Here is a 12893-nt window from a genome sequence, read left to right on the forward strand (position 1 = left end):
GTACCGCCACCAACCCCATCCTCTACGTCAGCTCCAGCGATAGCCGCATGGGCGGACCCGAGGGTGATCTGAACCTGGACACCAACTCGGGCATCGTCTCCAAACTGACCAAAACCCCCACCGGCTGGCAGAAAGTGGACCTGGTCCGGGGGCTGCCCCGCTCGGAGGAGAACCATGCCACCAACGGCCTGCAACTGGATGGCAACAAGCTCTACCTGGTGGTGGGGGGCCACACCAATGCGGGTAGCCCCTCAACCAACTTTGCCTATACACCCGAGTATGCCCTGGCGGCCTGTGTGCTCTCGATCGACCTGGCGGTGATTGAAGCACTGCCCACCCGGGGCAGTGGCAACACGGCTTACAAGTATGATCTGCCCACCCTGGATGACCCCGACCGGGCGGGCAACCCCGATGCGAATGATCCCTTTGGGGGCAATGATGGGCTGAACCAGGCCAAGCTGGTAGCGGGTGGTCCGGTGCAGGTGTTTGCCACAGGGTTCCGCAATGCGTATGATCTGGTGATCACCCGGGCCCGCAAGATGTATGTGACCGACAACGGAGCCAACCCGGGCTGGGGTGGTCATCCGGCCAGTGAGGGGGTGGGCACGGCCACCAACAACTATGTGACGGGCGAGCCGGGTTCGACGGGTTCGGGTCCGAATGATCCCAAGGTCAACAACCTGGACAACTTTCACTATGTAGGGGATTTGCGGACGTATGTGCCGGGCAGCTTCTACGGGGGGCACCCGCACCCGATCCGGGCTAATCCGGCAGGGGCGGGTTTGTACACCCACAACGGGACGAGTGGGGTATGGCGCACCAGCACGAGCGGTCCTAATCCGCTGCCTTCGGACTGGCCGCCAGTGCCGGTCAGCATGGCCCACCCGATTGAAGGCGATTTTCAGAATCCGGGTGAAACCGACAACGCTTTGCTGACATTTCCCGCTTCCAGCAACGGGATTGTGGAGTACACGGCTTCGGGTTTCAACAACGGCCTGAAGGGGCATCTGCTGGTGGCTTCCTTTGATGGGACCATCCAAACCATTTCGCTTACGGCCGATGGCCGTGATGTAACGAACAGCCGTGGTGCGAAGAAAAAGAACCTGGACCTGCCGTTTGCTTCCAACTTTGGCTCGCAGCCTCTGGACATAACCGCTCAGGGCGATAACGACATTTTTCCCGGTACGGTCTGGGTGGTGTGCTATTTGCAAAACCAGATTTATGTCTTTGAACCCGAGGCTGCCGGGGGCGGTTGTTCGGCGGCCTACAGCACGGGGTTTGACGATGATGGGGATGGTTACAGCAATGCCGATGAGATTGATAATGCCTCCAACCCTTGTTCGGCCTCGAGTCGGCCCAGCGATGCGGACGGTGATAAGATATCGGACTTAAACGATCCGGATGATGACAACGATGGGCTGGCCGATGAGGTGGACTACTTTGCGCTGGATGCCAGCAATGGCATGAATACCACGCTGCCTCTGGAGTACAACCTGTTCAACAATGATCCGGGCACGGGTTTGTTTGGGTTGGGCTTCACAGGGTTGATGCTGCCCATGCGGCCGGGAATTGATTACATGGACCTGTTCGATGAAGACAATTTGATTGCCGGAGGAGCCGTCGGCGCTTTTTCGGTGGTTAACACCACGCCCGGCGATCCATACCAGCCCTTAAACAACCAGGAGAACGGGTTTCAGTTCGGCATCAACACCGATCAGAGTACGGGCCCCTTCACGGTGCAGACCCGGTTGCTAGGACCTTTCTTCAATAACCAGCCACCCGAATACTGGCAGGCATTGGGCTTATTTATTGGAATCGGCGATCAGGATAATTACCTGAAAGTGGTGCTGGGGGGCGATGGCGGTACGGCATTCATCGAAGTGCTCTACGAGAACAATGGCCTGGAAACCAGCACCCGCTATTCGCTACCGGGCGGTTTGCCCAACAGTACCCTGGATTTATACCTGGCGGTTAACCCGGCGACCGGGCGGGTGCAGCCTAAATATGCCAAAGATGGGGGCGCGATCACCAACCTGGGACCGGCCATTCTGGTGGGCGGGAAGATACTGGAGGCCATCCAGGGGCCACCGGCTCTGGCCGTGGGCATTCTCTCGACTTCCTTAGGTTCTACCCCGTTTACGGCCACCTGGGATTTGATCCGGGTAACCAAAGACCCTTTGCCTAACACAGCCCCGGTCTTGACCGCGCCCGGAAGCAAAACGGTGTTGCTGGGTCAGGCGCTGACTTTTACGGCTCAGGCCACCGACAGTGATCTGCCCGCCCAAACGCTGAGCTACAGCGTCAGTGGTGCCGCTGGTGCCAGCATCAACGCCAGCACGGGAGCCTTTAGCTGGACGCCCACCACCACGGGCACCTTCAGCCTGACGCTGAAAGTAGCTGACAACGGTTCACCGGCTTTGTCGGCTCAACAGGTGTTTAGCGTGACCGTATCCCCTCAGTCGGTCCTTAGCTTAAGTATAACAAACGCAACAACGGGGCAGCCCATTCGGGTGATTGCCGCGAATGAGGTGCTGAACCTGAATACACTACCTGAACGTTTGAACATCCGGGCCACGACCAACCCCGGCACCGTAGGATCGGTGGTGTTTGTACTCAGCGGCCAGGAAAGCCGAACCCAGACCGAGACGGCAAAGCCCTACGAATTATTTGGTGACAACAGTACATGGCGACCGGCCGTTGGCAGTTATACCCTGAAAGCCACGCCTTATTCGGGTGCGAGTGGTCAGGGAACGGCCGGAACACCCCTGACGGTAAACTTTACCGTGGTTAATATACCCGTAGTAACCAGCTTTAGCCTCATGAACGCTGCTACGGAAGCAGAAATCAGGCAGATGGCTCCGGGTGAACAACTAAATCTGGCCACCCTACCGACCCAGAGTCTGAATATCCGAGCCAATACTAGCCCGGCTACGGTCGGTTCGGTCAAGTTGGTTCTGAGCGGGAAACAAAACCGTACGCAGACCGAAACCGGCGCTCCTTATTCGCTGTTTGGCGACTCAAATGGAAACTACAATGCCTGGACGCCAGCCGTGGGTAGTTATAACCTGACGGCTACCCCCTATACGGGAGCAGGGGCCACAGGCACAACCGGAACCGCTTTGACCCTGAGCTTTAGTGTTGTCAATCAGCCAACTGGAGCCCGGGTCGTTACAGACCAGAAACCGGAAGTGAATGGTTGGGGCGTCAGGTATTTCCCCAACCCTTTTTCTGACCATTTTACGATAGAATTGCAAGGAGCAAAACCGGCAAAACTTCCAGTGGTCATCCGTGATCTCTACGGTCGTACTATTATGCAACTGGATGATTGTCAGGATGGACAGGTTATCCAGTTAGGGCCGCAGTTTGGGTCGGGTGTGTATGTACTCCAGATCGGAATGGGGCGTCAGGCACGGTGGTACAAACTGGTGAAAGTTCGCTAAAATTGGACATTGTAAACCCCAAAGTGCAGACATTAGCCATCTGCACTTTGGGGTTTATGGCGTTTATAACCGGAAACAAGGATTCTTATCCGGGGAAACCCGGACCGGTTGCTTACTTCCCGCACTTTTGGTAAGCCAACTGGAAAGTCTACTTGTTATAGAGTTGATTAGCGCCAATCGCCACCGCCATGAAAGGGCAGCTTGTCAGAACTAACGATCAACCGTATTGCAATATAGCACGCTGTGTTGTATTGCGGTCAGATCAACGCGAGCGGGCAAAGAAGCCCGTACCAAAACCCGTGTCCGGACGAGGTAGCTGCTCTGGTGGGTTGGTCATACCGAAAGTGAACAGGAGTTTATTAAACCAAGTAAGCGTTATGAAAACGAAAAAATCAACCGAGGAAGTTCGTGAATCGATAGCCGCTGTACCAACAGGGCACGTAAAAGAAACGGATCCCGAAGAGAAGCGGAATGTGCCGGAAGATGGGCCTAGTGGAGAAAATACGAAGAATAACGGGGAGCGCGGGGGCGGCTTGTGGACCAGTGGCGGCCATGTCACATCCGGTGAGAATTACCGTTATACCGATGAAGAGCGGGGTGATAAATAAAAAGTAGATTCCGGGCGCCCTATTGTATGACAAGATCGTCATGCAATAGGGCGCTGATTTATTGTAGTAGATTGCCTCCAGACGCAGCGCCCATCGAAGACACACGGTTTTTCAACACGCTATTGGGTCAACCAGAACCTTACTATCCCGGGCGCTGTGGATTTGTTGAAGAATGCTTTCAAATTCTTCAGCCCGTTTTTCCCACGAGTTTGCCCTTGCAGTTTCAACCCGCTGTCTGATGCGTTCCGGCGAATGATCCTGTAATGCCCGCCGTAAAGCCCTGGCAAAATTCTCGGGGTCATTGGCTAACTCAATCACATCATTAAATTCATCCAGAATAGAAAACGGCGTGGAGACTACGGGTAAGCCCGCGGCCAGGTACTCATTAATCTTCAGTGGATAAATCGTATAGGTATGTTCATTACAGACAAACGGAATAATAGCCGCTGACTGGTTGGCTAACAAAGCAGGAAGGTGTTCGGGCGGCACCGATGGCGTGAAAATTACATTCGGAAAAGCCGAGAGCCGGAGCTGAAGGTCGGGTTCGTTGACTTCGCCAATAAACTGAAAATCCACATCTGGCATAACCCGGACACAATATTCAATCAGGTTCGTATCAATCCGGTTGTCGGCGTTACCCAGATAGCCAACGATGGGTCTGGATGGAGGGTTTTTCTCAGCCAGCAGCCGGGCTTGATGAAAGAGGGTAAAGTTTGCCCCATTTTTGACACAAAAGGTGTTGGGTTGCAGGGCAGATTTGGATTGGCGCAGGGCTTCGGAGGTGGTAATGACGGCATCCACTTGCTGAAGGTAGTCTTTTTCATACCGTTGCCCATGACGGCTAATCCAGCTTTCAGCCGTGATCTCGTCGTAACAATAATAAACCGTTGCAAACTCGTTTAAATGGCCAATCATTGGCAAACCCCAGACCGGATTGAAGGCATTCACGATCAGGGGGTGATGCATTCCGATCCGGGCCATTACTCCACGCAGCTCACTGGTAAGTTGATTGACATTCCACTGGAGTGCTTTGTCATGGGAGGAATTGGGAAGCCAGTTTATCGGCAGGGCCAGGGGAGGAACCCAGATATAAATTTCACTTCCATTATCCAGTTGTAATTTGGTCAGTGAATCATCAAGCTTTAATAAGGTACGGATAGGCACGTCACGGCGACCCATGATTCCCAGCAGCCAATCTTTGATTGTAAATTGATAGTCAACGTACAGAACCCGGTGGCGCTGCGCAAGTTCCGACATAAGCTGAACAGCCGAGTTTTGAAACTGACCCTTCCAGGGTGTCTGACTCATACATATAATACTATCGTATTGCTGTTCCATGTCTCTTCTTTTGCCTTATCCCTTAAAGGTAATACTTGATAAAAACCAAATTTATACTAAAGGATATTACTTAACAAACAATGGCAAATTTATTTTAAATAAACCTAGTAAGCGATATTGATTTGACGGTTATATCTTTATTAAATCATTGATTATTAATGATATAACTTTTGGCTGGTTTTTTAATAATTCCTGGTAAGTATAGGTTAAAATACTCAAGTAAAGTTCGAGGCTGCATTAATCATGAAGCTTACGGCTTGTAAACGTGTTACCGACCAGGGATAAGCGTAACGGGCTATCCGGAGTCCATGCATACAAGCATTACCCCATCTTAATTGACACTTTGGTTGATTACCAGAGTGGGCCTACCCGGACGGCGTGGACCCGTGGTTTGACGCCCTTCTACTCGTAGTCAGCTAAAGCCTGACGAAAAAATAATATCGGTTTTGAGTTTCCTAAATAACATTCATTATCTTTCGAAACTCAATGAGTGGTTTCAAAACGGTTCGACAAGCGCCGATTTATGCGCGTTACCTTTGGATTAATACCGTTTACCTTGTTACTTTTAAGGGCAGCTTACGGATCGGAAGTCTCTGAGTTATCTGAAAGTATACAAATTTGTCCTTTCTCTGTTCCGTTTGGATTGCTACTGCGTGGCTGAAACATAAAGAAGCTGAACGAAATGACCAACCCTAAAACCTCTACCTTGAATCCGACTACAATTTTTCAGAAAGTTCTTACCATCAGTCCTTATTACTTAATCAGAGGCTTACGATCTAACGGCCTGATTTTGCAAAGGATCATTTTAACTGGCCGGATTTTATTCCTGGTTTACTGCTGTTTTCTCATGCCGTCCCGCTCAAATGCACAGGTCACGGCTTTACAGCAATCACCCGCAAAAAAAAGGGAGGTCAGTTCGGGTTTGCTGCCACTTCCGCAGCAACTGAAACTAGCCGAAAAAATGTTTACGATCGGTAAAAACTGGCAGATTGTTTCCGCCCCCTCGGCCGTTCCGGGACCAGTAATGTCCAGCCTGCAACAGGGACTAAAAGAAGCCGGTCTCCCGCTAAACGTGGCTCAAAATAAAGGCAAAGCTGGAAAATCTCCTGCCATTCGACTGGTGATTCAGGAGGGCTCAGTAGACATTGGTGCCACTGTCGATACCAACCGGACCGCGCTTGCCCGCCAGGCATACCGGCTAAGTTTGAAGCCTGAGCTGATCACGATTACGGCCAATGCCCCGCAGGGTTTGTACTACGGTATTCAGACCTTTTTGCAATTGCTTCGGGCACAGGCTCCTAAGCTGCAACTCCCGGAAGGCGAAATGACGGACTGGCCCAACGTGGAAGTCCGGATGATTTACTGGGACGATGCCCATCACCTGGAGAAACTGAGCGCCCTGAAACGGATTATCCGGCAGGCTTCCACGTACAAGATTAATGCCTTTGCCATAAAACTGGAAGGACACTTTAATTATAAGTCGGCTCCCGCCATTGTGGAACCCTACGCCTTGTCGCCCCAAGAGTACCAGGAGCTGACCGATTATGCAAAGGCTTACTACATCGACATGGTGCCCTTTCTCGACGCACCGGCCCACGTATCCTTTATCCTGAAACATCCAGAATACCGTCACCTGCGACTGGTTGACGATATTAACTACCAGTTTTCCGTGACCAACCCCGGCACATTTGACCTGCTCGATGCCATGTTCAGCGAACTCATTCAGGCCAGCAAGGGCAGTAAGTACATTCTCCTGTCGACGGATGAAGCGTATTACACCGGCAAAGCGCCGTCGGAAAAAAAGATGGCCGACAGCCTTGGCGGAAATGGGCGGCTACTGGCATGGTTCATCAAAAAAATGGCCGACAGGCTGCACGAACAGGGGCGCACGGTTTTGTTCTGGGGAGAATTCCCGTTGACGAAGGAGGATATCCCGTCACTGCCCTCTCATCTGGTCAATGGTGTTTACAATAACATGGCCCCGGATTTTAAAAAGCACGGCATCCGGCAATTTGTTTATACCGCCACGCAGGGTGCGGAGCCTATATTTCCGAACTATTACCCCTTGCATACCAAGACCGCCATCATGGCCGATGGAAGTGATCGCTCGTCGGGCCGGGTAGCCGATATGATGAAGGATATCCGTACGGCTTTCTCTGAAAACCTGGCCTCCTTCATGGGCGTGGTGATTGCCGGCTGGGCCGATGCGGGACTGCATCCGGAAACGTTCTGGCTGGGCTATGCCACGGGCACGGCGGCCGGGTGGAACAACAAAAATCTTACCCCGGCGGATGCCTCAGCCCGGTTTATGACTTCTTTTTATGGACCTGCACAAAAAGATATGGATACGGTTTACCGGATCCTCAGTGTGCAGGCGGAGTTCCATACGGAGAGTTGGGACTGGATTGCATCACCCTGGCGGTCACCGATCAAAGGCAATTCGGATAGTCTCTATCTTCAGCCAAAACCTGAACGGGATCAGACGTTGCCTCTCTTGCCGGTGCCTGATTCGGGTACACTTGCCATCACCAGTACGTCATATCCGGTGAACGCGAAACGCTTTGCTACCGCCCAATCGTTACTTCCCCGTCATGAACGCGCGCTTCAGCTCCTGCGCGACAATAAATCACGTGCTGGAACGCAGCTTTACAACCTGGAGGTGCTGGAATCGGTGGCGGCTATCTGCGGGCAGAATCTGCGGATGCTGCTTACCCTGAATCAGGTTACAGATCGGCTGAAAGAAGCCTCATCGGCGGCAGCGGCCAATCCGGCGCTGGCCATCCGGCAACTGGATGCCGCCATGGAAATGGTCAGTAAGTTGAAAAACCAGCGCGACAGTACGCTGGAACTAGTCACGAAGATCTGGTACAAAGAATGGCATCCGCTGGTTGAAAAAGCCAACGGACGGACGTATCTGCACCAGGTAGATGATATCAAAGACCACCAGCCGGTGCGTACCATTGATCTGAGCTACCTTATCTACCGGGAGTTACATTATCCACTGGAGCAGTGGTGGAACGAAGTGCAGAAAGTGCGGAACGCGTATGCACAGCGGCACCAGTTGCCCTTGACTAATAAACGACTTGATTGGCAGCGGTATGAGTAATGTGCTGGTATCAAGGTGGTTAAACAATAATCACCTTGATACCGGCGTTCTCCAGCCTTTTTTTATCAGAATCCGGAATGCCCGAATCAGTAATGACAATGTGGACCGCTGAAATAGGAGCAATGAAGGCAAAGCTCCGTTTATGGAACTTACTGGAGTCGGTCACAACGATAACCTGCCGCGCATTGGCAATCATAATACGGTTCAGATGAGCTTCTTCCACATTGGGCGTTGAAAGCCCGTGTGTACTGCTGAACCCGTCGACGGCCAGGAACAGTTTGTCACAGAAATAATTACGGAAACTTTCTTCGGCTGTTGCTCCTACAAGTGACAGAGAATTTTTACGGAGGAAACCACCCGGCACAATTACATTGACGTGCTCGTGTTCGGCCAGCCGATTGGCAATGTTCAGGGCATTGGTAATAACGGTCAGCGATGCAAAGTTAGAAAGGTGGTTATTAATCTCCAGAGTGGTTGTACCCGAATCCAGAATGATGGTATCGCCGTCCTCAATCAGGGCTGCTGCGGCTTTGCCGATCCGCAGTTTCTCCTGGTAATGCAATTTGTTTTTTTCCGTTATGGAAACCTCAGTACCAACACGTTCTGCCTTGATGGCGCCCCCCCTTGCCCGAATCAGCATATTCTTTTTCTCCAGCCAGTTCAGGTCATTGCGGATGGTGACTTCACTAACATTCAACTGCGTACTCAGTGATGTTACGTTCAGTTGCCCTTCCGAATTAAGTTTGTCAAGGATCTGGGTGCGTCGTTCAACGGTTGACGTACTTTTTTTGAGTTTCATGCGGGCAAGAATAAAGTAATAGTAATAGAGATTACGAAGTGATGCTCTACGTAGCGGTTTCAAAAATAGACAATTTTACTTTATCACAATGTTTTGAAAAGTTTTGCTGATCCACCAGCTTTCTTTTTCAGTTCTGCAAATCATCAACATCTTTTGAAGCCATAAGCCGTTAAGTTCAATAAATGTAGCGTTAAAACCTTTTCGTTCTCGCTGCTTATGTAGTAAATGAATTTCAAGAAAATAACTATTACCTTTTCTTTATACCATTTATATTATTTTTTCTTACGTAAAAAGCTTTCACTTCAAGAAAAACCTTATATTTGTTTCGATACCTTTCGATTTAATCCTTACTATCCCTTTACCTTCTCTAAATTATGAGAAAAGAAATGTTTACCGAAGGTTATACTTGGTTCCGCAACGGATGCAGAGTGCCTGTAAAGCTACTCTGTATAGCGTTCTTTCTGGTTTCCCTTAGTATCGCTGGACAAGCCCAGACTACGGGTCGAGCGAATCTACTAACGGTTGGGGGCCAGGTCACTGAAAAAGCGACCGGTCAGCCGCTGGCCGGCGTATCCATTCGGGTGAAGGGAGGCACAACCGGTGTGGTTTCCGATGCGAATGGTTCTTACAAAATTCAGGTGCCCGGAAACGGCAGCCTCCTGTTTACGTATATAGGCTATAGTGATCTGGAGGAGCCGGTACGAAACCGGGCGACGATTTCTCCACAGCTCGAAAGTGGCGATAAAACGCTGAACGAAGTGGTGGTTGTGGGGTATGGAAGCCAGTCGAAGCGGGAAGTAACCGGTTCGGTGGCCTCGGTGAATGCTCGGCAATTGCAGGATAGGGCCGTGGTGTCATTCGGTGAAGCGCTGGCGGGCCAGATGGCAGGTGTGCAGGTACAGCAGACTTCAGCCGCGCCGGGTGGTGGCATATCGCTGAAGATTAGGGGAACGGGTTCCATTACGGCGGGCAACCAGCCCCTGTATGTGGTAGACGGTGTACCGCTTGATAACTCAATCAGCAATGCGGCTGCGCAGGGGGGCGATATCGGGGATCAGTCGCCGGTAAACCCGCTGGCTAGTATCAACCCCGGTGATATTCAGTCGATTGACGTACTGAAAGATGCAGCGGCCACGTCCATTTATGGGTCGCGCGGATCCAATGGTGTTGTCTTGATCACCACCAAGCAGGGAGCGGCCGGGAAGTCGCAGATTAGTCTCAACGTCAGCTACGGTTTTCAGGAGATTGCGAAGAAGGTGGGCATCATGAGCAACCAGGAATATGCGCAGCGGCAGATCGACATGAGAAATACGGATTGGGTACGAGCGGGCGGCAAAATCACCGATCCCAACTCGGTACGCAGCAGTCCGGCCTATAAGATTCCGGAAGAATTCAAGAACGCAGCGTCCCTGCCGTTTACCGACTGGCAAAACCTGCTGTATCGGCAGGCACCGATCCAGAACTACCAGTTGTCGGCTTCCGGCGGAACAGAGAATGCACGGTATTACCTGTCGGGTAACTACCAGAATCAGGAAGGCATTGTGATCAATTCCGGTTTTAAAAAGTATGCGTTTCGTTTAAACGTAGATGCGAAAGCATCTGAAAGGGTGAGAGTTGGCTTCCGGCTTGCACCTTCTTACACGAATAACCGGATCGCCACCACCGGCGGTATTTCCGACTACGGCGCTGTGGCTACCACGGTGATGTCGACCCCGGGATTATACCCCGCCCGGAATGCCGATGGTACCTACTCAACATCCTATACCCTGCATTATGACGACGGTACCACGCAGAACATCATCTACAACAACGCGCTGGCGTTTGGGGAGGGCATTCAGAATACCATGAACCAGTTTAGTACCGTCGGGAGCTTGTTTACAACCATTGATGTCCTGAAAAACCTTCAGTTCAAAACCAGCATCAATGCGGATGTCAATGTATTCAATAACAATAAATTTTCACCTTCCTTTATTAGTGTCAACCCATCGAACGGTCGTTCCTACTCGTCTACCAATGTCAGCTGGATTAACGAGAACACCCTGACCTACGACAATACGTTTGCCGAACGGCACAATGTAAACGTACTCGCTGGTTTAACCGAACAGAAGTCGAGCTTCAACTCAACCGCCGTCAATGCCAATGGCTTCCCGAACGATCTGGTGCCTACGCTGAATGCCGGTATTGTAACGGGTGGAAGTTCGCTCCGCTCACAATGGACCCTTCTTTCCCTGTTAAGCCGGGTTACATACAATTTTGACCAGAAGTATTTCCTGACGGCCACGTTCCGGCGCGATGGATCGTCGCGTTTCGGTTCGCAAAACAAATGGGGTAACTTCCCCTCGGCTTCACTCGGATGGCGAATCAGCCAGGAAAAATTTATGGAGAATGTGGCCGCCGTGAGTGAGCTGAAGGTGCGGGCAAGCTATGGCCTGGTCGGAAACAACCAGATACCCGACTATGCCTCCGTCGGACTGATTTACGGTAGCAATTATATTTTGGGTTCCGGGGATGGCTCCATTGCCAGTGGGTTAGCGCAGGGTTCTTTGGGTAACCCCATGCTTGGTTGGGAGAAAGCTAAAGCCGTGGACCTTGGTTTGGAACTCGGATTTTTCGGGAACCGGATTTTTCTGACCGCCGATTATTATAACAAGCTGACATCCGACCTGCTTCTCAATGTTCCGGTGCCGCTTTCAACCGGTTTTGAAACGGCGCTGCGTAACCTGGGAAGTCTGCGTAATAAAGGGGTGGAACTCTCACTGGAAACCCGAAATATCAAGTCGACGAACTTTACCTGGACTACCAACGCGAACATTTCCTTTAATAGAAACCGGGTTGAATCACTGGGTGCCGGGGGTACGCCGATTATCGTGGCTAACCGGGCACAGGAAAACTCCCTGACCCACATTACCCAGATAGGCAGCCCGCTGGGAAGTTATTACGGCTACATCTTCGATGGTGTTTATAAAACGCAGGATGAGGTGAATAGCTCGGCCCATTTGCCCAACACCTACGCGGGGGATGCGAAATTCCGGGATCTCAACAACGATGGCGTAATCAATGACCTCGACAAGACCATCATCGGCAACAACCTTCCCAAATTCACGTATGGTCTGACGAATAGCCTCACGTACGGAAACTTCGACCTGAATATTTCATTGCAGGGGGTTCAGGATGTGGAGGTGATTAACCTCGTAAAACGCAGTAATTACCGCAACAACGGTACAGCTTTCACCAACTATTGGCGTTCACCAGAGGAGCCGGGTGATGGCAACACGTTCGGTCCGGGTAGCTCGGCCAATAACCGTACGATCTCGTCCTGGCTGGTGGAAGATGCTTCCTTCCTGCGCATCAAAAACCTAACCCTCGGCTACCGGCTTGGCAAGGTGCTCAACGGGACGTTTATCAAGAGCGCCCGGGCGTACGTAAACATCCAGAACCTGCACACCTTCACCAAATACACCGGCTACAATCCGGAGGTTAACACCACCGAAGGAGATCCCTGGATTTCTTCGGCGCTCACCCCCGGTATCGATTACGGTACGTACCCGATGGCAAGAACCTTTGTATTTGGCCTTAACGTCGGTTTCTGATCCCACTCAATC

Annotated in this window: 6 protein-coding genes; 4 read left to right on the plus strand and 2 right to left on the minus strand. The window is 51.5% G+C overall.

Annotation, left to right across the window (positions count from 1 at the left end; translation table 11 throughout):
* A partial coding sequence (locus LX87_RS27265) for a putative Ig domain-containing protein (RefSeq protein ID WP_146624581.1) occupies positions 1-3440 on the plus strand: 3440 nt, incomplete at its 5' end.
* Between the two features lie 377 nt (positions 3441-3817).
* Positions 3818-4048, plus strand: coding sequence for a hypothetical protein (locus tag LX87_RS27270; RefSeq protein ID WP_111631485.1), 231 nt, complete (start codon positions 3818-3820; stop codon positions 4046-4048).
* Positions 4049-4159: 111 nt separating this feature from the next.
* Here the strand turns inward: LX87_RS27270 and LX87_RS27275 are convergent, their stop codons facing one another.
* Entirely contained in the window at positions 4160-5356 is a 1197-nt protein-coding gene (locus tag LX87_RS27275; RefSeq protein ID WP_229310848.1) for a glycosyltransferase, read from the minus strand.
* Between the two features lie 877 nt (positions 5357-6233).
* Here LX87_RS27275 and LX87_RS27280 point away from each other — a divergent pair.
* Complete coding sequence (locus tag LX87_RS27280; RefSeq protein ID WP_111631500.1) at positions 6234-8492, plus strand: glycoside hydrolase family 20 zincin-like fold domain-containing protein; 2259 nt, start codon at positions 6234-6236, stop codon at positions 8490-8492.
* A gap of 19 nt (positions 8493-8511) precedes the next feature.
* Here the strand turns inward: LX87_RS27280 and agaR are convergent, their stop codons facing one another.
* Positions 8512-9291 (minus strand): transcriptional repressor AgaR, encoded by a 780-nt coding sequence (gene agaR / locus LX87_RS27285; RefSeq protein WP_111631487.1) that lies wholly within the window; start codon positions 9289-9291, stop codon positions 8512-8514.
* Between the two features lie 428 nt (positions 9292-9719).
* Here agaR and LX87_RS27290 point away from each other — a divergent pair, with 428 nt between their 5' ends.
* Complete coding sequence (locus tag LX87_RS27290) at positions 9720-12881, plus strand: SusC/RagA family TonB-linked outer membrane protein (protein ID WP_229310849.1); 3162 nt, start codon at positions 9720-9722, stop codon at positions 12879-12881.
* The last annotated feature ends 12 nt before the right edge of the window (positions 12882-12893 follow it).

This window comes from Larkinella arboricola (assembly GCF_003259745.1).
Taxonomy (GTDB): domain Bacteria; phylum Bacteroidota; class Bacteroidia; order Cytophagales; family Spirosomataceae; genus Larkinella; species Larkinella arboricola.

What these genes read in the sequence shown, in the direction of transcription:
- LX87_RS27270 (WP_111631485.1), top strand. Translation starts at nt 3,818, where the DNA reads ATGAAAACGAAAAAATCAACCGAGGAAGTTCGTGAATCGATAGCCGCT.
- LX87_RS27275 (WP_229310848.1), bottom strand. Translation starts at nt 5,356, where the DNA reads ATGAGTCAGACACCCTGGAAGGGTCAGTTTCAAAACTCGGCTGTTCAG.
- LX87_RS27280 (WP_111631500.1), top strand. Translation starts at nt 6,234, where the DNA reads ATGCCGTCCCGCTCAAATGCACAGGTCACGGCTTTACAGCAATCACCC.
- agaR (WP_111631487.1), bottom strand. Translation starts at nt 9,291, where the DNA reads ATGAAACTCAAAAAAAGTACGTCAACCGTTGAACGACGCACCCAGATC.